Source organism: Rhodoferax sp. P2_H8_2 (genome assembly GCF_056403235.1).
This window is the reverse complement of record NZ_JBFUFW010000007.1, coordinates 182,817-203,334: the sequence shown is the minus strand read 5'-3', so window position 1 is coordinate 203,334 and position 20,518 is coordinate 182,817. Positions and strand designations below refer to the sequence as shown.

General features: G+C 58.3%; 19 protein-coding genes. 14 read left to right on the top strand and 5 right to left on the bottom strand.

All coding sequences use genetic code 11. The features are described 5' to 3' along the window. Positions 1-20 precede the first annotated feature (20 nt). The 4 genes from AC1DV6_RS14010 to AC1DV6_RS13995 all read left to right on the top strand — a co-directional run bounded on the left by AC1DV6_RS14010 (position 21) and on the right by AC1DV6_RS13995 (position 4,147). Complete coding sequence (locus AC1DV6_RS14010; RefSeq protein WP_477978374.1) at positions 21-938, top strand: YicC/YloC family endoribonuclease; 918 nt, start codon at positions 21-23, stop codon at positions 936-938. A gap of 6 nt (positions 939-944) precedes the next feature. Continuing rightward, positions 945-1,565, top strand: coding sequence for a guanylate kinase (gmk, locus tag AC1DV6_RS14005; protein ID WP_477978372.1), 621 nt, complete (start codon positions 945-947; stop codon positions 1,563-1,565). 28 nt (positions 1,566-1,593) lie between these two features. Continuing rightward, positions 1,594-1,797, top strand: a complete 204-nt coding sequence (rpoZ, locus tag AC1DV6_RS14000) for a DNA-directed RNA polymerase subunit omega (protein ID WP_105261191.1) — start codon at positions 1,594-1,596, stop codon at positions 1,795-1,797. An 88-nt stretch (positions 1,798-1,885) separates the two neighbouring features. Then, entirely contained in the window at positions 1,886-4,147 is a 2,262-nt protein-coding gene (locus AC1DV6_RS13995; protein WP_477978370.1) for a RelA/SpoT family protein, read from the top strand. On the opposite strand, the gene greB is transcribed toward AC1DV6_RS13995, so the two are convergent. After that, a complete protein-coding gene (greB, locus tag AC1DV6_RS13990) occupies positions 4,123-4,683 on the bottom strand; it encodes a transcription elongation factor GreB (RefSeq protein WP_477978368.1) in 561 nt (186 codons plus the stop codon). The two genes, AC1DV6_RS13995 and greB, sit on opposite strands and share 25 nt — an antisense overlap. Before the next feature lie 174 nt (positions 4,684-4,857). Here greB and AC1DV6_RS13985 point away from each other — a divergent pair, with 174 nt between their 5' ends. The 10 genes from AC1DV6_RS13985 (at position 4,858) to AC1DV6_RS13940 (ending at position 15,960) form a co-directional block, all read left to right on the top strand. Continuing rightward, on the top strand, positions 4,858-5,823 hold the full coding sequence (locus AC1DV6_RS13985; protein ID WP_477978366.1) for a carbohydrate ABC transporter permease: 966 nt from the start codon (positions 4,858-4,860) through the stop codon (positions 5,821-5,823). A 1-nt stretch (position 5,824) separates the two neighbouring features. Next, positions 5,825-6,649, top strand: coding sequence for a carbohydrate ABC transporter permease (locus AC1DV6_RS13980; RefSeq protein ID WP_477978364.1), 825 nt, complete (start codon positions 5,825-5,827; stop codon positions 6,647-6,649). Positions 6,650-6,695: 46 nt separating this feature from the next. Beyond that, positions 6,696-8,045, top strand: coding sequence for a GH1 family beta-glucosidase (locus AC1DV6_RS13975; protein WP_477978362.1), 1,350 nt, complete (start codon positions 6,696-6,698; stop codon positions 8,043-8,045). Between the two features lies 1 nt (position 8,046). Then, the gene (locus tag AC1DV6_RS13970) at positions 8,047-9,108 is read left to right on the top strand and encodes an ABC transporter ATP-binding protein (protein ID WP_477978359.1); all 1,062 of its coding nucleotides are present in this window, start codon (positions 8,047-8,049) and stop codon (positions 9,106-9,108) included. A 12-nt stretch (positions 9,109-9,120) separates the two neighbouring features. Beyond that, positions 9,121-10,482, top strand: a complete 1,362-nt coding sequence (locus AC1DV6_RS13965; RefSeq protein ID WP_477978357.1) for a glycoside hydrolase family 30 protein — start codon at positions 9,121-9,123, stop codon at positions 10,480-10,482. Positions 10,483-10,566: 84 nt separating this feature from the next. Continuing rightward, complete coding sequence (locus AC1DV6_RS13960; protein WP_477978355.1) at positions 10,567-11,796, top strand: ABC transporter substrate-binding protein; 1,230 nt, start codon at positions 10,567-10,569, stop codon at positions 11,794-11,796. A 13-nt stretch (positions 11,797-11,809) separates the two neighbouring features. Then, a complete protein-coding gene (locus AC1DV6_RS13955) occupies positions 11,810-12,709 on the top strand; it encodes a carbohydrate ABC transporter permease (RefSeq protein ID WP_477978353.1) in 900 nt (299 codons plus the stop codon). Further along, on the top strand, positions 12,706-13,581 hold the full coding sequence (locus tag AC1DV6_RS13950) for a carbohydrate ABC transporter permease (RefSeq protein WP_477978351.1): 876 nt from the start codon (positions 12,706-12,708) through the stop codon (positions 13,579-13,581). The genes AC1DV6_RS13955 and AC1DV6_RS13950 overlap by 4 nt, the downstream gene beginning before the upstream one ends. A gap of 3 nt (positions 13,582-13,584) precedes the next feature. After that, positions 13,585-14,652: an ABC transporter ATP-binding protein gene (locus AC1DV6_RS13945; RefSeq protein ID WP_477978349.1), complete on the top strand. Its 1,068-nt coding sequence runs from the start codon at positions 13,585-13,587 to the stop codon at positions 14,650-14,652. 15 nt (positions 14,653-14,667) lie between these two features. Beyond that, positions 14,668-15,960 carry a glycoside hydrolase family 5 protein gene (locus AC1DV6_RS13940; RefSeq protein WP_477978346.1) on the top strand — a complete coding sequence of 431 codons (1,293 nt, stop codon included), beginning with the start codon at positions 14,668-14,670 and terminating at the stop codon, positions 15,958-15,960. A gap of 12 nt (positions 15,961-15,972) precedes the next feature. On the opposite strand, the gene AC1DV6_RS13935 is transcribed toward AC1DV6_RS13940, so the two are convergent. From AC1DV6_RS13935 to AC1DV6_RS13920, 4 genes are read right to left on the bottom strand one after another with little or no spacing between them, the layout of a single operon-like run. After that, on the bottom strand, positions 15,973-16,869 hold the full coding sequence (locus AC1DV6_RS13935) for a polysaccharide deacetylase family protein (RefSeq protein ID WP_477978345.1): 897 nt from the start codon (positions 16,867-16,869) through the stop codon (positions 15,973-15,975). Next, positions 16,781-17,665, bottom strand: coding sequence for a glycoside hydrolase family 16 protein (locus tag AC1DV6_RS13930; RefSeq protein WP_477978343.1), 885 nt, complete (start codon positions 17,663-17,665; stop codon positions 16,781-16,783). The genes AC1DV6_RS13935 and AC1DV6_RS13930 overlap by 89 nt, the downstream gene beginning before the upstream one ends. A gap of 40 nt (positions 17,666-17,705) precedes the next feature. After that, positions 17,706-18,977 carry an ABC transporter substrate-binding protein gene (locus tag AC1DV6_RS13925; RefSeq protein WP_477978341.1) on the bottom strand — a complete coding sequence of 424 codons (1,272 nt, stop codon included), beginning with the start codon at positions 18,975-18,977 and terminating at the stop codon, positions 17,706-17,708. An 8-nt stretch (positions 18,978-18,985) separates the two neighbouring features. Beyond that, complete coding sequence (locus AC1DV6_RS13920; RefSeq protein WP_477978339.1) at positions 18,986-20,515, bottom strand: tryptophan halogenase family protein; 1,530 nt, start codon at positions 20,513-20,515, stop codon at positions 18,986-18,988. Positions 20,516-20,518: the final 3 nt, after the last annotated feature.

Below are 20,518 nucleotides of genomic sequence, written 5' to 3'. Positions count from 1 at the left end.
CAAGTACCCGAGAAACCGCGATGCCAGTTTACAGCATGACTGGCTATGCCAGTGCCCAGCACAGCACAGCCACTGCCCCCCCCGATTCCGACACCAAATCCCAGCCCGCGGGCCAGTTGGGTCTGGAGATCCGCTCAGTCAACAGCCGCTTTCTGGATTTGTCTTTCCGCCTGCCGGAAGAACTGCGCCAACATGAACCGGCCCTACGCGACCTGCTGATTGCCAAGCTCAAGCGCGGCAAAGTCGAAGTGCGCGGCTCCGTCGAAATGCTGGGAGCTGGCAGCGTGCCCGATCCCAGCCCCAAGCTGCTGCAACGCCTCAACGGTGTGCAGGACACCATCAAATCCTGGATTCCGCAGGCCCAGGCACTGAGCGTGGCCGACGTGCTGCGCCTGTGTGCCGCAGAGCAGACCGGCGCGCGCGACTGGACGGCCGAGATCAAGACCCTCGCCGACAGGGCAATCAAGGAGCTGCTGTCGGCCCGCCAGCGCGAAGGCGCTCGCCTGGCTGACATGCTGCTGGAGCGCATCGGTCAGTTGCGCGCTTTGGCAGCCCAAGCGACCCCGCTGGTGCCCCAACTGGTGGCCCAGCAGCGCCAGCGCTTTCTGGACCGCTGGAAAGAGGCCATGGCACTGACTGAAGGCGCGACCCTGCCGGAAGCCGCACAAGACCGCGCCCTGTCTGAGGCCACTGCCTTTGCGATCCGAATTGATGTGGCAGAAGAAATCACCCGGCTGAACTCGCACCTGGACGAGCTGGAGCGCCTGATCAAGAAGGGCGGAGAAATTGGCAAACGCCTGGATTTCCTGATCCAGGAGCTGCACCGCGAGGCCAATACCATGGGCTCCAAATCAGCGGCGCTGGAACTGACCCACATCTCGGTCGACATGAAGGTGCTGATCGAGCAGATGCGCGAACAGGTTCAGAACATAGAATAACGCCCCATGGATTACCCCGGAAACCTCTTTGTCGTCGCGGCGCCCAGTGGCGCCGGCAAGTCCAGCCTGGTCAAGGCGCTGATGGAGCTGGACTCACGGGTGCAGCCCTCGGTTTCGCACACGACCCGGCCACCGCGTGGCCAGGAAAAACACGGGCGCGAGTACTACTTTGCGTCTCCGCAGGAATTTGATGCCATGGTGGCTGCCGATGCATTCGTGGAGTGGGCCCATGTGCACAACCAGCGCTACGGCACGTCAAAAAAGGCGATTGAAGAGCGCATGGGCCAGGGCGCCGACGTGATCCTGGAAATCGACTTCCAGGGTGCGATCCAGATCAAGAACATCTTCTCCAATGCAATCTGCATTTTCATCCTGCCCCCCAGCTGGGAAGAGTTGCGCTCGCGGCTGGAGCGGCGCGGCGAAGACGCCCCGGACATCATCGAATTGCGCATGAAAAATGCCCAGGAAGAGGTGTCCCACGCGGATAAATTCGACTTCGTTATAATCAACGAGTTGTTTGACCGTGCGCTTTTCGACCTGAAAGCCATAGTTCATGCCCAACGGCTCAAGTTTGCAGCACAGCGTCGTGCCCGAGCCGAAACATTCAAAGCGTTGCATATCCCCTAGCGTCTTGCTAGGTTTTCCGGAGAATTTCATGGCCCGTATCACTGTCGAAGACTGCCTCGTGCAGATCCCTAACCGTTTCCAGCTGGTTCTGGCGGCCACCTACCGTGCTCGCATGTTGAGCCAAGGCCACACCCCCAAGATCGAGAGCAAGAACAAACCCGGCGTGACCGCATTGCGCGAAATCGCTGCTGGCAAAGTCGGTATCGAGATGTTGAAAAAAGTGCCGCTGTAAGCAGCCCGCACTCCAATAGAAGCACCGCTAGCGGTGCTTTTTTTACGCCTGTCGTACCTACAGACGGCGCGCAGGCTACATTTGAGGCATGGGTAAGTCACAGACTATTGCTTTGCCGGAGGAAGCGGTTGCCAACGCTGCCGCGGCCAGCTTCGCCGCGCTGACGGCGAATCTGAACTACCTCAGCCCCACCGATATCGAACAGGTGCGCCAGGCCTACCGTTTTGCGGACGAGGCGCATCTGGGCCAGTTGCGCAACAACGGCGAGCCCTACATCACCCACCCGATTGCTGTCGCCGCCCAGTGTGCTGAGTGGAAACTGGACGCCCAGGCCCTGATGGCCGCGCTGTTGCACGACGCACTGGAAGACTGTGGCATCACGAAAACCGAGCTGATCGAGAAGTTTGGCTCTCCGGTGGCGGAACTGGTGGACGGCCTTACCAAGCTGGACAAGCTGCACTTCAATACACGCGAAGAAAACCAGGCGGAATCGTTCCGCAAGATGCTGTTGGCGATGGCGCGCGATGTACGGGTCATCCTCATAAAACTGGCTGACCGTTCGCACAATATGCGCACACTGTCGGATGTGCCCCGCTCGAAATGGGGCCGGATTGCCTCCGAGACGCTGGAGATTTACGCCCCCATTGCCCACCGCCTGGGCCTGAACCAGACCTATCGCGAGCTGCAGGACCTGTCGTTCCGCCATCTGCGGCCCTGGCGTTATACGGTTCTTTCCAAAGCAGTGACCAAGGCGCGCAGCCGCCGCCGGGATCTGATCCAGACGGTGCAAAAGGAAGTCGAAGCCACTTTTGCAGGCGCCGGCATGAATGTGCGCATTGCCGGGCGCGAAAAATCGCTGTATTCCATCTACAAGAAGATGACCAGCAAGCACCTGAGCTTTGCCCAGGTAACCGACATCTATGGATTTCGGGTGTTAGTGCCTACTGTCCTGGATTGCTACACCGCTTTGGGGTTGCTGCACCAGTTGTACAAACCTGTACCAGGCAAGTTCAAAGACCATATTGCGATTGCGAAGCTCAACGGCTACCAGTCGTTGCACACCACGCTGGTGGGCCCGTCCAGCGTGAACGTCGAGTTCCAGATGCGCACTGAGGCCATGCACATCGTGGCCGAGTCGGGCGTGGCCGCGCACTGGCTGTACAAAGTCAACAACCCGGAAGACGCCTCCAGTGATCGCTTGGGCACCAAGTGGTTGCAGTCGCTGCTGGATATCCAGAACGAAACGCGCGATGCCGCCGAGTTCTGGGACCACGTCAAGGTAGATCTGTTTCCCGATGCGGTTTATGTGTTCACCCCCAAAAGCCAGATCATGGCCCTGCCCCGCGGCGCCACCGTGGTGGACTTTGCCTATGCGATCCACTCCAACGTCGGCGACCACACGATGGCTGCCCGCATCAATGGTGAGCCGGTGCCATTGCGTACCGAGTTGAAAAATGGTGATGTGGTTGAGGTTGTTACGGCGCAGGTCTCCACGCCCAACCCGGCATGGTTGAGCTTTGTGCGCACCGGCCGAGCCCGTTCCAAAATCCGCCACCACCTGAAAACCATGGAGCTGACGGAGTCCGAAGGACTGGGCAGCAAACTGTTGGCGCAGGCGCTGCGCTCCGAAGGCATTGAGAAATTTCCGGAAGATGACGCGGAATACACGCCGATATGGGACAAGTTACTGCGTTTTACCGGGAATAAGACCAGACAAGACCTGTTGGTAGATATCGGTTTGGGTAAACGTATCGCCACCATTGTTGCCAAGCGAGTAGTCCATTTGCTGGCGGAAGCAGGCCAGCGGCCCGACGCTCTGCTGCTGACACGCGAGCGCTTCACGCCGCAGGATGCGACTGCGACCCAGGGCAGCATCACCTTGGATGGCAGCGAAAACGCCTCCGTCCAGTTCGCGTCGTGCTGCCGCCCTATTCCTGGTGACCGGATCGTGGGTTACCTGGGGCGCGGGGAAGGCTTGGTCGTCCATGTACACGACTGCCCGGTGGCGTTGAAACTGCAATACAAGGACAGCGAGCGCTTCATTGGCGTGGAATGGTCAGATGAGCCAGTACGAGCTTTCGAAGTGGGCGTGATCGTGACTGTCAACAATGGCAAGGGTGTGCTGGCCAAAGTCGCCGCCTCGCTGGCTGCCGCTGAGGCCGACATCATCCACATCGACATGGGCCAGGACATTGCGCAAGAAGCAACGGACTTGCGCTTTGTGATTGGTGTGCGCGATAACAACCACCTGGAATTGGCGCTGAAAAACCTGCGCCGCACGGCATCGGTGTTGCGCGCGCGGCGCAATACCGCGTCCAGCCGCTCTCAGTCCGACTTCGGCGCCGGATAGCGCACGCTTAGCACTTCGATCTCGCCGACCCGATCCGGCATCACCAGTTTCAGCGCATCACCTTCGCGGGCTTTCAGTAAAGTTCGTGCAATCGGAGAAATCCAGCTGACTTCTCCCACAGCGCTGTTGGATTCATCAATCCCTTTGATCGTGACCGTACGCTCCAGCCCAGTCTCATCCGCGTAAATCACGGTGGCGCCAAAGAAAATCTGATCGTTCCCATGGTGAACTGACGGATCCGACACCACTGCAATTTCCAGGCGCTTGGTCAAAAACCGGATGCGCCGGTCAATTTCACGCAGGCGCTTTTTGCCGTAGATGTAGTCGCCGTTTTCCGAGCGATCCCCATTGCTGGCCGCCCAGTGCACCGCCTCTACTACTTTGGGCCGTTCGTTGTCGATCAGATCCAGCAGTTCGTCGCGCAAGGTGGCATAGCCCAGCGGGGTGATGTAGTTCTTGCCACCAGCGGGAAGTGCTGGCAGCTCCAATTCGTCGTCGTCCGACGCATCAGACTCTTTGGTAAAGGCCTTGCTCATGAAAATCCTGTCAAGCCACCAAGGCTGAGCGGGGTCGATCTTAAGCCCCTACGCACTTACCCTAATTTGACTTTGGAAATGTCACATGCTACATTTTGAAAGCGCTTTCAAAATAAGCGCATTGACTTCAAAATAAAACCATACAACGGCAAAATAAGCCGCGGAGACACAAGGATGCCGACGGCTGGTCAGGAATATCGACAACCCACGATGAAGTTGCCCGCCGGACTGCGCCTGTCTCCTGCCTGGACTCCTTACGTTTTGCTGAGCCCGTTCCTGGCACTGTTTCTGGTGTTCAGCCTGTTCCCACTGGTGTTTTCGCTACATCTGGCCTTTCAGTCCTGGGAGCCAACCAGCGGACTGGACGCAATGCATTTTGTTGGTTGGGACAATTTTGCTTTTGCATTGCAAGACGAATGGTTCTGGAAGTCGCTGAGAAACACGGGCTGGTTGGCTTTGGTCTCCGGGCTGCCGCAGCATCTGGTCGCGCTGCCGCTGGCCTATTTCATCCACACTTCCTTCCGGCGACTGCGCGACGGCATGGTCGGCGCTTACTTTCTGCCATACATCACCTCGTCGGTGGCAATCGCTATTTTGTTCAGTTCGCTGTTCTCTACCGACTACGGACTGGTCAATCTGGCCTTGCAAGTACTGCACAGCCTGCCGCTAGTCGGTGGGCTGTTTCCAGCAGACCCGACTGACTGGCTGAACCAGCCAGAGCATCTGCAATCTGCCATCGCAATGATCGTGTTCTGGCGCTATGTCGGTTTCAATCTGGTGCTGTATCTTGCCGCACTGCAGACCATTCCGCCTGACCTCTACGAGGCCGCAACGATGGACGGCGCGGGCCGGTTCAAGAAGTTCTGGTACATCACACTGCCCAGCCTGAAGCCAATGATCTTTTTTGGCGTAACGCTCAGCGTGATTGGCGGGTTGCAGCTGTTCGAAGAACCTTTCATCCTGACCAATGGCAAGGGCGGCTCGGATCAGGCTGGCCAGACCGCGGCGGTCTATCTGTACCGCATGGCGTTTGACTTCAATGATTTTGGTGGTGCCAGCGCAATGTCTTGGCTGCTGTTCATCGTCGTGGCGGCCATGACATGGATCACCAACCGCGCATTCCGATCGCGTGGTGGTTGATATGCACGCCGACCGCTTCACTCAATGGACCGCCTACTGTGTTGTAGGCATAGGCAGCCTGTTCATGCTGGCGCCGTTCTATTTCATGTTCGTGTTCGCCACCCATTCGCGCGCCGATATCTTCAGCCTGCCGCCGCCGATGTTCTTTGGCGACTTCTTCCTCAACAACCTCGAAATCCTGACACGGCGTCTGCCGTTCTGGCGTAACTTGGGTTGGAGCATTTATGTGGCACTCGCGTCCACGCTGCTGACGCTGGTGTTCTGCTCCATGGGTGGCTATGCGTTTGCGATGTTCGAGTTCCGCCTCAAGAAGGCGCTGTTCGCGCTGGTGATGGCGACGATGCTCATCCCCTCATTCATGAACATGATTCCGACCTTTATGGTGATGGACGTGCTGGGATGGATAGACCAGCCGCGCGCGCTGTACATCCCCGGCGCAGCGAGCGCGTTTGGCATTTTCCTGATGCGCCAGTTCATCAGCTCGGCCATACCCCGCGATTTGATTGAGGCAGCACGCATGGACGGTTGCAGCGAATTGGGCATTTATTGGCGTGTCGTGCTGCCACTCTTGAAACCGGCGCTGGGCACGCTGGGGTTAATCACCTTCATCACATCATGGAACAACTTCATCAATCCATTGATTGTGATGCGCTCGATCGATATGTTCACGCTCCCGCTGGCGCTGCGCAATCTCCAAAGCCCGGTCGACACCGAATGGGGCGCCTTGATGGCGGGCTCGGCGATTGCAACACTTCCATTGATTATTTTGTTTGCCATTTCTTCGCGGCAGCTCATCTCCGGGCTGACCGTGGGCGCGGTCAAGTAGGCCAAACCATTTCCATCCAACCTGATTTTTCTGACGCTTCAAATCCATGAAACCGATTGACACCACCGACCCGCAAGGCGTATTTCCGAACGACTTTGTGTGGGGCGTTGCCACCAGTGCATTCCAGATCGAAGGCGCACAGACGACCGACGGCAAGGGCCTTTCAATCTGGGACACGTTTTGCGAAAAGCCTGGCGTGATTGCAGACGGCAGCAATGGCGAGCGCGCCTGTGAGCACTACGCCCGCTGGTCCGACGATCTGGACCTGATTGCCAGCCTCGGCGTAGATGCCTACCGATTTTCGGTGTCATGGCCGCGCGTGCGCCCGACAGGCGCTGGTGCTTGGAACGAACAGGGTCTGGCGTTCTATGACCGCCTCGTGGACGGCATGCTGGCGCGCAACATCAAGCCATATCTGACGCTGAACCACTGGGACATGCCCCAAGGCCTGCAAGATACAGGCGGCTGGGAAAACCGCGACACCGTGCACCGCTTTGTCGAATACGCCGAAGGGATCTACGACCGACTCGGCGACCGTGTGGTGTCGATTGCCACACACAACGAGCCTTGGGTTGCCGCAGTATTGGGCAACGAGACCGGCGTTTTTGCGCCCGGCCTAAAGAGCCGCAAGATTGCAGCGCAGGTTTCGCACCATCTGTTGCTGAGCCACGGCCTGGCGACGCAGGCGCTGCGCGCGCGCGGCTGCAAGGCGGATATCGGTATCGTGCTGAACCTGTCGCCGATGTTTCCCGCGACCGACAGCGCCGCGGACCAAGCTAGGGCGCGATTGGAAGACGGCCGCCTGGTGCGCTGGTACATGGATCCGCTGTTCAAAGGCAGTTATCCGCAGGATGTGTTGGATGACCTTGGCGCCGATGCGCCGCGCATGGAGGCTGGTGACCTGGAGCATATCCAGGCACCCATCGACTTTCTGGGCGTCAATTACTACACGCGCACCATGGTCAGTGCAGACAAGCCTTGGGACACCAAAACCGGTGGTCTCGAAATCACGGATATGGATTGGGAGATTTACCCCGAAGGCCTGACCGCACTACTGGTGCGGCTGGACAAGGACTACGCTGTGCCCCCGCTGTTCGTCACTGAAAACGGTGGCGCGTTCAAGGACCAGCTTGTGAACGGGCAAGTTCACGACTTGGCGCGCACCACCTATATCCGCAACCACATCGAGGCCGTAGCTAACGCGATGGCGCAGGGCGTCAAGATGGGCGGCTATATGGTCTGGAGCCTGCTCGACAACTTCGAATGGTCGTCAGGCTATGCCAAGCGTTTCGGTATCGTGCACGTGAACTACGACACCCAAGTCCGCACCCGAAAAGACAGTGCGTTGTGGTACCGCGGTTTCCTGCAGCGCCAAAAAGCCAAGCGGGGCGCATGAAATGGGGCAAGTGACGCTCAAAGGCATACACAAGCGCTACGACAAACTCGATGTCATTCGCGGCATAGACCTTAACGTACGCGATGGCGAGTTTCTGGTGTTCGTTGGCCCCAGCGGCTGCGGCAAGTCGACCACACTACGAATGATTGCCGGCCTGGAAACCATCAGCGAAGGCGAATTGCTAATCGATGGAGTGCGCGCCAACGACCTGCATCCTGCACAGCGTGGCGCGGCCATGGTATTCCAGAGCTATGCGCTGTATCCGCACATGACTGTGGCCGAAAACATGGGCTTTGCGCTGAAGATGGCTGGTGTATCACGCAAAGAGCGCGATGCCCAAGTGAATAGGACAGCCGAAGTTTTGCGCATCACAGATCTTTTGCATCGCTACCCAAAAGAGCTTTCCGGCGGTCAGCGCCAACGTGTGGCGATTGGACGTGCGATTGTGCGCAAACCCAAAGTTTTTTTGTTTGACGAGCCACTGTCCAACCTGGATGCCGAGTTGCGCGTCAGCATGCGCATTGAACTGTCGCGGCTGCACAAGGAGTTGGGCACGACCATGATTTACGTGACCCACGACCAAGTCGAAGCCATGACCATGGGCGACCGGATTGCTGTATTCCACCAGGGAAAGCTTGCACAACTGGGTGAGCCCATGGACTTGTACCAGCGACCTGCCAACGATTTCGTTGCCGGCTTCATCGGCTCGCCGCGCATGAATTTCATTGCCCGGCCAAGCGCTAATAGCAGTCCGGCACACCATGCGCTATGGCAACAGTTGGCCGATACAGCGCCCGAGGCCACCCAAAAGATCGGTATCCGGCCAGAGCATGTCCGCCTTGCGTCAAGCGACCAAGGCATTGCCGCTACCGTGGAGCTTGCCGAGCAATTGGGCGACGCATCCATCATCCATTTGCGCATCGCGGGTTTGAACGATCTGCTGGTCGCCAAACTCGGCAGCGGGCACGACAGGCTTCCGACCGGCCAAGGCGTGGCACTGGTGTTTGACGACGCTCCGAGGTCCCTCGCATTTGACAAAGACGGCCAGCTGCTGCCGAACTGATAGATTTTCACCATGACAACAATCCGCCATTTTTTAAGCGCACAAGGTAGCGACGCGCGCTTGACAGAACAAACCCCGCTGGCATTGCGACCCCGTGGAATCCCAGACGGCATACCGACGTTGCCACAGTTGGTCGTCAACCGTACGCGGCAGTTTCAAACGCTGGAAGGCTTTGGTGCCGCCTTTACCGAAGCCGCTGCGGTAACCTGGAAAGCCTTGCCAAAAGCACAAGCGGATGCGCTCTTACACAATTACTTTGATGCAGACACCGGCCACGGCTATCGCCTGTGCCGTGTGCATATGAACAGCTGTGATTTCGCACTGGGCAATTACGCCCATGCCGATGTAGCCGGTGATGTGGCACTGGAACATTTCAACATCGACCGCGACCGTCAGGCGCTGCTGCCCTTCATTAAGGCAGCACTTGAGGTCGCCAAGGAGCCCATCCAGCTGCTGGTGTCGCCATGGAGCCCGCCGGCCTGGATGAAGAGCAATGGCCAGATGAACCGGGGCGGCACGCTGCTGCCGCAATACGCTGCAGCCTGGGCACAGTGCTATGTGCGCTTTGTGCAAGCGTACGAGGCCGAAGGCGTGCCGGTCTGGGGCATTTCAGTGCAAAACGAGCCGCTGGCGAACCAGCCCTGGGACTCGTGCATCTACACCGCTGAAGCAGAACGCGACTTTGTGCGTGACCACTTGGGACCTGCACTGGCTAAGGCCGGCATGGGCCATATCAAGCTGGTGATCTGGGACCACAACCGCGACATGATGGTGGAACGCGCCAGCGTCGTCTACTCCGACCCGGTGGCTGCATCGTATGTATGGGGTTGCGGCTTCCACTGGTATGTCGAAGACCATTTCAACCACGTGCAACTCGTGCACGATGCCTGGCCGGACAAGGCACTGCTATTTACCGAAGGTTGCCAGGAGGGCGGCCCGCACCATGGTTCGTGGGATACGGGCGAGCGCTATGCCCGCTCCATCATCAACGACCTGAACCGCTGGACCTGCGGCTGGATTGACTGGAACCTGCTGCTCGACGAGACCGGCGGTCCCAACCACGTTGGCAATCTGTGCAGCGCGCCGATTTTGGCGGACCGCAACAGCGGCACGTTGCAGCACCAAAGCTCGTATTACTACCTCGGTCACTTCAGTCGCTTCATCAAGCGAGGTGCAAAGCGTGTACTGTGCGCGGCCAGTAAGGAGGCGTTGGACTGCACTGCTTTCACCAACCCGGACGGTAGCACTGCGGTCGTCGTGATGAACCGCAGTCTCACCGCGATGCCGTTTGAGCTGCGTATAGACGGTATGCATTGCATGACCGAGCTGCCGGCGCGCTCCATTGCGACTTACTGGGCCGGGGATTTTGCGTGAAAACCCGCTAGTCCGAATGCGGCCCAGCACCCAGAATGGTGGATGCTGGCAAGCCTGAATGAATCAAGAGATGGAGACAAGACAATGAAATTCAAAACCAAATTTGCAATCGCGCTATGTAGCGCTGCTGTCACACTGGCCCACGCTGCCCCACCTAAGGCCGAAGTCATCCACTGGTGGACTTCGGGCGGTGAATCAGCTGCGGTCAAGGAACTGGCCAAGGCCTACGCCGCAACCGGCGGCGTCTGGGTAGACACCGCCATTTCTCTGGGAGAACAGGCACGCTCGGTCGCCATCAACCGCATCGTCGGCGGCAACCCACCGACTGCAGCCCAGTTCAACACCTCCAAGCAATTTCTGGACGTGGTCGACCAGGGACTGCTGAACAACATTGACGAAGTGGCGAACCGCGAAGGCTGGGACAAATTCCTGCCTGACCTGGTGTTGAATGTGGTGCGCGTCAAAGGCCACTACTATGCAGCCCCGGTCAACATCCATTCGCCGACCTGGTTCTGGTTTTCCAAGGCCGCCTTCAAGAAGGCCGGTATTGGGGCCGAACCCAAGAGCATGGACGAACTGTTCACAGCGTTGGACAAACTGAAGGCCGCAGGCCTGATTGGTTTGGCGCACGGCGGCCAAGCCTGGCAGGACAACACGGTGTTCTCCGCAGTGCTGGCCAATGTGGGTGGCACCGATCTATATTTAAAGGTTTACCGCGACCGTGATGCCAAGACCATCATGGGCGAGGACTTCAAGAAAGTGCTGCTGGCTTTCAAACGCCTGCAGTCCTATGTGGATAAAGGCTCTCCCAGCCGCAACTGGAATGATTCCACTGCGCTGCTGATTACCGGCAAGGCCGGCGTGCAAATCATGGGCGACTGGGCCAAGGGCGAGTTCTCAGCAGCCCGTCAGGTCGCCGGCAAGGACTACGGCTGTGCACCAGGCTTCGGCCCCAAGTCGCCCTACATCATTCAGGGTGATGTATTCGTGTTTCCCAAGACCAGCGATCCAGAAGTTATCAAGCAACAGAAAGTGCTGGCCAGTGTGATGATGGCACCGGCAACGCAAGTGGAGTTCAGCAAAATCAAGGGCTCCATTCCCGTGCGCCCCGACGTCGATGCTTCCAAGATGGACATCTGCGCGCAGCAAGGCATTGCGGTCATGAAGGACAAGACGCGCCATCTTGGCAATGGTGAGGTCTACATGACCCCAGACCAAAATGGCGCGCTGCAGGACGTGATCACAGCCTACTGGAACAGGAATATTCCGGTAGAAAAAGTCCAGCGCGATATTGCTTCGGCGCTGAAGAACTAGAGACTCAGCCGACATGAAGTTCTTATCGCGACGCGGTCTGCGTCAGGGCATCGTCTGGCTGGCCTTGCTGCCGATGGCGGTGACCGTGCTGGTGGCCTATCTGGGTACCGTGTTGTGGACGCTCAAGGTTTCATTCACCAACTCCCGCACTTTCCCGTCGGATGAGTTTGTCGGTCTGGCGCAATACGAACGTTTGTTCGACAACGACCGCTGGATGCTGTCGCTGCAGAATCTGGCGCTGTACGGCGTGCTGTTCATTGGCATCTGCATGGTGCTGGGCTTCTTGCTGGCCGCTTTCATGGACCAGAAGATTCGCGCCGAGAGCCTGTTTCGTACGATTTTTCTATACCCGTATGCCATGTCCTTTGTGGCTACGGGTCTGGTCTGGCAGTGGCTTTTGAACCCCGGCAATGGTTTGCAGCAGGCGGTTCGGCAAATGGGGTTTGAGGACTTCGAATTTGACTGGATCATTGACCAAGACAAAGCGATGTACGCCATCGTCATCGCTACTATCTGGCAAACCTCGGGCTTGGTGATGGCGCTGATGCTCGCCGGGCTGCGCGGCATTGACGAAGAAATCTGGAAGGCCGCGCGCATGGATGGCATACCGACCTGGCGTGTTTACCTGTCCATCGTGCTCCCGATGATGGGCCCGTCGATTGCCACCGTATTTGTGCTGCTGTCCACCGCAGTTATCAAACTGTTTGACGCGGTGGCATCGATGACCCAGGGCGGGCCCGGCACGGCCAGCGAAGTACCCGCCAAGTTCATCATGGACCATTTGTTTGGCCGCGCGAATCTGGCACTCGCTTCAGCGGGCTCCATCGTGTTGTTGCTGACGGTGCTGGCGTTGCTGACTCCTTTCTGGTTTCTACGCGCCCGCCAGAAGAAGAACTATGGGGGCCACGCATGACCGCCACCTCCTCCCGCCCGCGCCGCATGAACCCAGCCCGCTGGGGCGTCTATGCCTTCTTGATCGTCTCGGCGCTGTTCTTCGTGATGCCGCTGTACATCATGCTGGTCACGTCGGTCAAGTCCATGGAAGAAATCCAGATGGGCAACATCTTTGCATGGCCGGTAGAGGTCACGATAGAGCCCTGGATTGCAGCTTGGTCCACCGCCTGCACCGGTGTCGCCTGCGAAGGTATCCGCGGGGGCTTCTGGAACTCGGTCGCCATCGTGATACCCAGCACGATATTGCCGATCTTGCTGGGCGCCCTGAACGGCTATGCACTGTCCTTCTGGCGCTCCAAGGGCGCCAGCATCCTGTTCGGCATCTTGCTGATTGGCGCCTTCATCCCGGCCCAGGTGATGCTGTTTCCGCTGGTGCGGATACTCGCATCGGTGGGCCTGTACAGCTCGTTGCCCGGCATTGTGGTGATTCACATCATCTTCAGTATGCCGGTGATGACGCTACTGTTTCGCAACTATTACCTGTCGATTCCCACCGAGCTCTTCAACGCGGCGCGGATTGATGGTGGCGGCTTTCTGCGTATCTTTGTGCAGCTGATGCTACCGATGTCGACGCCGATGATCATCGTGGCCGCCATCATGCAGGTGACTGGTGTCTGGAACGACTATCTGTTTGGCCTTGTGTTTGCGGGACGCGACAACCTGCCGATGACGGTGCAGTTGAACAACGTCATAAACACCACAACGGGCACCCGCCTCTACAACGTCAATATGGCCGCAACGATTTTGACGTCGCTAGTGCCATTGACGATTTATTTTGTTTCTGGCCGCTGGTTTGTCCGCGGTATCGCCGCTGGCGCGGTGAAAGGTTAAGTCATGAGTAGCAATGTTGAAGTTTCGAGTTTGTGCATACGCTTTGGCAAGAACGAGGTCATCAAGGACCTGAACCTGCAGGTTCATGCGGGCGAATTTCTGGTGCTGCTTGGGCCCTCGGGTTGTGGCAAGTCCACGCTGCTGCATAGCATTGCAGGTCTGATTGATGTGGCCGAAGGCACGATTGCCATCGGCGGCCAGGACATGACCTGGGCCGACCCGACCGATCGCAATATCGGCATGGTGTTCCAGTCGTATGCGCTGTACCCAACCATGTCAGTAGAAGGCAATCTGTCGTTTGGCTTGCGTATCAGTGGCGCCCCCAAAGCGGAGATTAAACGCCGCGTCCAACGTGCGGCAGACATGCTGCAACTGACGCCGCTGCTCGACCGCAAGCCTTCGCAGCTCTCCGGTGGTCAACGCCAGCGGGTGGCGATTGGCCGTGCGCTGGTGCGCGAGGCCGGTGTTTTCTTGTTTGACGAACCGCTGTCCAATTTGGACGCACAGTTGCGCGGCGAGCTACGGCGCGAACTGAAGCTGTTGCACAAGACGCTGGGCGCCACCATGATTTACGTGACCCACGACCAGGTCGAGGCGATGACGCTGGCGACCCGCATTGTCGTGATGAAGAACGGCAAGATTCAACAGATTGGCGCACCTGCCGAGGTGTATGAAAAGCCGGAGAACCTGTTTGTCGCGGGCTTCCTGGGTGCGCCGGGTATGAATTTCTTGCACGGCAACTTGTCTGCCGGCGCGATGTTTGAGGCAACGGGCTTGCAAGTAGATCTGCGCAGCTACCCGCTGCGCAAGCCGGCTACACCAGGTCAATCGGTGATCCTGGGCGTGCGCCCCGAGAATGTGCATCTGAGCCCGTCTGGCGGGTTCACCGCCCGAGTCTCCTTGATCGAACCTATGGGTAGCCATCACATTGTCTGGCTGGAGTTTGCTGGTGCGCTGTGGTCAGCCGTCGTGTCTGGCACCCTGAATGCGCAAGTCGACGATACCGTGCACTTTGACATCGATCTAGCCAAAATCACGCTGTTGGATCAGGTGACCGAGCAGCGTCTGTAACACCGAAGGCCATACATGTTTCACAAACAGATTGCAGCCCTGCTGCTGGCGGCTTGTTCAATGACCACCGCCTGGTCGCAGACTGCCAAGCCATTGCCCATGCTGCATACAAAGGGTACCCAGTGGCTAACACCCAATGGGGAGCCAGTCGTACTGCAAGGGGTCAACCTGGGCAACTGGTTGATGCTGGAGTTCTGGATGATGGGCCAAAGCACCAAGGCGATGGACGACCAGTGCACGCTGGAAGACACTCTGGATAAACGCTTTGGCTATACCGAGCGCCAGCGCCTGTTAACCCTGTACCGCGATAACTGGATCACCGACCGCGACTGGGACATGATTCCCAAATTCGGCCTCAATCTGGTGCGCCTGCCCTTCATTTGGAGTCTGGTAGAAGATGAGCAGAAGCCCGGCACCTTACGCGCTGATGCATGGAAGTATCTGGACGCGGCCATCGCCAAGGCCGAGGCGCGCGGCATCTATGTCATCCTGGATTTGCACGGCGCGGTGGGCAACCAGGGCTGGGAACACCACAGCGGTTGTGCAGGCAAAAATCAGTATTGGGCCACGCCCGAATACCAAAAGCGCACAACCTGGCTGTGGCAGCAAATCGCAACACGCTACAAGAACCGCGCGTCAGTGGCCGGTTACAGCCTGCTGAACGAGCCCTGGGGCACCAACGAGACCGAGATGGCACGCGTGATGAAGCAGTTGTACCGCGACGTTCGTAAGGTAGACAGCAACCACGTAATTATTTTCCCCGGGCACACAAGCAGCATCGACGGGTACGGCAACCCAGCCAGTGAAGGCATGTCCAACTACGCTTTCGAGATGCACCCCTACCCCGGCCACTTTGGCTGGGAGAAGCCGGGTGCCACTGTGCACAAAAAATGGCTGCAATGCTTGCCGGACGGCAAAGGCATTTGCGAATGGCGCGACCGACTCAAGCGTCTGAACGCAGCCTACCTGGTCGGTGAATTCCAGCCCTGGGCCGATATGGACACCGAGCTGGGCGGCCAGATTACCCGCGTAACCTATGACGCCTATGCCGCACAAGGATGGGCATCGACCGCTTGGTCTTACAAACTGGTCAGCGCCAAAGGGGGGCACGGGGCAGGCAATTGGGGCATGGTGACCAATGCGGCGGACGAGAAAATTCCGGCATTGGACTTTGCCACCGCATCATTGCAAGACATAGAGGCCTTGTTCAAGCGATTTGGCACGGTGCCCTACACACCGCATCCAGGCATCTTGAAATGGATGCAGAGTGCACAGCCACCATCCCCGTTCGATGGCACTGTGCATTGATGGCGTAAACCGCTATTTATTTGTAGGCGGCGTCGATTTGGAAATCACGTACTTCATGATGTTAATGAAGGTATCGGTCCAGTAGACATCGCGGTTTGCGGCAAGATAGGCCAACAATTCCGAATGCGCTTCTTTGGAAACGCTAAGGTAGTCGCCGCCAACGCCATGGAAGGTGATATTGGCCATCGTGCCCGCGTTGGCAGCGCGTTTCACGATGTCGATCAACTCCGCTCCCGTCACATTCGTTGGCGTTGCTATGGTGACGCCATAGGGATCAAAGGATTGCATCGTGGTGGCAACGCCGCCAAACGCGGACTTCGCAGCAACAAAGTCTGACTTAATCGCCGCAAGGTAGTTTTCTCCGCCCGCCAGTAAATCACCGCAAGGCGTCGTGAACGTGCGCTCCTGCTTCCCATCGATAGCATGCAGCAATGTATTGCCCAACCGTATCTGTGCCAACAGTTGCGCGACGCTGGTGTGATCAAGGTCATTCTCTACAGTGACCCATTCGCGGTCTGGTGCTGCACGCGAACACTGGTGGAACAGGGTGTGGTTGGCAAGTTCATGCCCGCGTCTGGCCGCGGCGCGCCAGTCTGTTGTGCGCTTGCGCACGGTCTCGCTGCTGAGCGTCAGATAAAAACTACCTTTTAACCCTGCGCGGTTGAGAGCAGGGATAGCAATATCCAACTGGCTGTTGAGCGCATCGTCATAGGCCAGACTGACTGCTGCCTTAGCGCCTTTCGGCCACACAAAGGGCGCATCCGCAGCATAGGCCCAAGATGTCCCCAGCAAGCCCAGCGCCAGCAGAGCGCGTTTGAATTTATTTCGATTTTTGGTAAACGCGTACATAGTCCACCTCCATCTGCCGCGGGAAGATGCTGTCGTCGACAACGCCGCCCAGATCGCCACCGATGGCGATGTTCAGAATCATGAATTGCGGCTTGTCAAACGGCCACTGTGCAGTGCCTTGCCCTTTGTTGGTGTAGATGGCGTGTTGTTTGCCATCAACCCCAAAGCGGATTTCAGTGGGCGTCCACAGCATCTGATAGCTTTTGAAGCTCGTACACATGTCCGGGTAACGTGTTTCGCCACCGACGCCGTTGCCGCCACTGCCGGATGTCGTGTGAACCGTGCTGAAGATCTTGGTCGGATCCTGGCCCATGTGTTCCATGATATCGAGCTCGCCGCCTGCGGGCCACTCGCCTTGGCTGCCCAACATCCAAGCCGCCGGCCAGGTGCCTTGGCCACAGGGCAGCTTGGCACGGATTTCGAAGAAACCATAGGTCCAGTCGACCTTGCCTTTGGTCAACATGCGGCTGGATGTATAGAGCTGACCACCCCAGTCCGGTGCGCTGCTCATGCTCTCCTTACGCGCAGTGATAACCAGTTTTCCGTCCTTCACCACGGCGTTCTCGGCGCGTGGGCCGCTGTAGTACTGTTTCTCATGGTTGTACCAGCCCGGCTTGTTCATGCCGGTGTCATAAACCCAGCGCGTGGAGTCGGGTAGCCCGTCGACGGAGAATTCATCGGCCCAGACCAGCTTGTAGTCGGTGGGCAATTCCAGCGCCGTCAAGGCTGGAGGTGTGGTTGCTGGAGGCGACGCAGCACCTGCACTGCCGCCGCCACAGCCACACAAAAAGGCCGCAGTAATCATTGGCAGACAACGCCAGCGGATCGCGAAGAAAGGGGTGGACCGAATTTTCATGGCTGTCTCCTGGTGATTGATTGGAAATATTGAGAACGGATCAGCGGAAAGCGCGCCGCTCCAGCAGGCGCTGTGCATCGCCCAACGCGGTGCGTATGCTTTTTCCGCGATCGAGCACATTGTCCAGCTCGGTGCTGATCACTTCGTCGGCGAAAAAGTTCTGCTTATGCAGATAGGTCGCCTTAATCTTGAGGGCCGCGTCACGCCACAACCGACGCGCTCTTTGTCCGCCCAAAAAAGGCACGGGCTCGTCAAAGAACGGATCGTTGTTGGTCTCCAGCAATGCCGGAAATGCGTCGTAGTTTTTAAACGCAAACAGCTGCCGCTCGCGGTTCAATGACATCAAGCGAATGAACTCCCAAGCCAGCGCCTTTCGCTCGGGTGGAGCGCGCCTTGGCATCGCGTAGTAAGCGCCGCCGTAAGAAGTGGCCACGCCTTCGGGCAATTGTGCGGCACGCCATAGGCCCGCCGTTTGCGGTGCGATCCAGTTGCTCAACTGACCCACCAACCAGGCGCCAGATAGCTCAGTGGCCAGCGTGCCGCGCTTCAGACCCTCGGCCCATTCGTTGGACCATGCAGGCACCTTGGCATCAAGCTTCAGGCGACGCGCCTCCAGGCAGAGTTCAAACGTCCGCACAAAGCGATCGGTGGTCACCAGCACGCGCGAGTCGGCGTCGAAATAGGTACCTTCGCCTGGCTTCATGCCGGTTCGTTGCAACAGGTCTTTCATCGAGCGCACATGCCCGATCAGATGGGCACCGGTGCGCGCCTTGATGCGTGCACCGGCGGCAATATAGCTATCCCAGGACTGGGTCAGGTCGCTCTCCGAAACTCCGGCACGCTCCAGTACGTCACTACGGCACAACATCGCGCCGGGCCCGATGTCACCCGGCATCGCAACAACCGCACCGTTACGCGCGATCGCTTGGTCGTACGCGAACGGCACCAGCTTCTCACGGACCTTGGCGATGGAGTACGGCGCGGGGCGCAAATCTTCCAAACCGCCGCCCTGCGCGAAGCGACCCACAAAACTGGATTCAAGCGCCATTGCATCGGGCAGTAGCACCGAGGTTGACAGCGCCGTCGTCATGGCTGTGTGGTGGTCAGCGTACTGTCGGCTGACAATGCGAACCTCAACGTCCGGGTGCAATTGCTGCCAGATCGGCAGTGCGGCCTTGGCAATCTCATCGACCAGCGGGAATGCCGCTACTGTGATGGTCATGCGTGGCGCAGCGGTGGCAAAGGCTGGCAATGCCAGCGCCGCACTGCTTGCCAATACGGTGCGCCGGGTCGGGCCGGAAGAGTTGCGCATTAGATGCATCAGGCTGCCTTGGCCTGCATGTTCGAGTCGGGTATGCCGCAGTACTGACGCACGTAGGTCTGGTGGCTGGGCAGCTGGCGCAGTGTCTGATTGATGTTCTGGCGTATGCCGTCAAGAAAGCTCGACAACTCGGCGTCGCCCATCAGGTCGGCAGATTGGTGGTACTGCTTGGGGTAAATGCCTTGGCCCAGCATGACCTGAATCCAGGAGTTTTCGGCAAACAGCTCGTTGGGCGCACGGAACACACGGCCGGTCTCGCGGAACAATTCAATCCTGTGCTGCAGACTCGCCGGAACCTCCATCTCTCGGCAAGCATTCCAGTACGGCGAGTCATTGCGGTTGGTCACCTTGTAGTGCAGCACAATGAAATCGCGGATATGCCGGATCTCGGCCTGGCTCTGCTGGTTGTATTCGTCGATGTCGGACTGGCAAATGCCCTGGGACGGGAACAGTTGCAAGAGCCGGACGATGCCGCGCTGGATCAGATGAATGCTGGTCGACTCGATCGGTTCGAGAAAGCCGCTGGCCAGGCCAATGGCGACACAGTTCTTGTGCCAGTTCTTATGGCGTTGACCTGGCTTGAATTTCAACACGCGCGGCATCATGAGTGGCTTGCCCTCGATGTTGGCCATCAGTTTTTGCTTAGCGGCTTCGTCGTCCAGATGTTTGCTGCTGAACACCAGACCGTTGCCAACGCGGTGTTGCAGCGGGATGCGCCACTGCCAGCCCGCTTCATGGGCAATGGATCGGGTGTAGGGCACAGCCTCGCCGACCGACTCGGTCTGCACTGCAACCGCGCTGTCATTGAACAACCAGTGCGACCAGTCTTCATACTCGACGCCCAAGGTCTCGCCGATCAGCAGCGCGCGAAAGCCGGTGCAGTCTATGAACAGATCGCCTTCAATCTCGGCACCTGAGTCCAGCGTGATGGACCGGATGTGGCCATTGGCCTCGTCGGTCTGGACCTTGACGATCTTGCCCTCGATGCGCTGCGCGCCAAAGCCTTCACTGAACTTGCGCAGGTACTTGGCGTACAAACTGGCGTCCATGTGGAAGGCATAGTTCATGCCGTTGCGCGGCAGATGGGCGAACTTGTTTTCTTGTGCAGCGCGCAGCTCCAGACAGTACTCGCCATAGTCGCCAGCCAGCTTTCTGGAGATGCCCTTCATCCAAAAATGCTGGAACCCGGCACTCCAGTGGTCAGTGCCGGTCAGGCCGAAGGAATGGATATAATTCTCTTTGACGTTGCGCCAATTTTCAAAGCTGATGCCCAGCTTAAAGGTGGCCTGCGTGGCGGCCATGAATTCCTGCTCGTTGATTTCCAGCAATGCATGAAAATTCAGTAACGTGGGGATGGTGGCCTCACCGACGCCTACGGTACCGATCTCGTCGGACTCAATCAGCTTGATGTCCAGGCGCTTTCCCAAAGTCTTGGACAGCAGCGCGGCTACCATCCAGCCGGCTGTGCCCCCCCCGGCGACGACTACGCGTTGCACCGGCTTGCGGCTGGCTTCAGTGTTCGTTTCCATTTC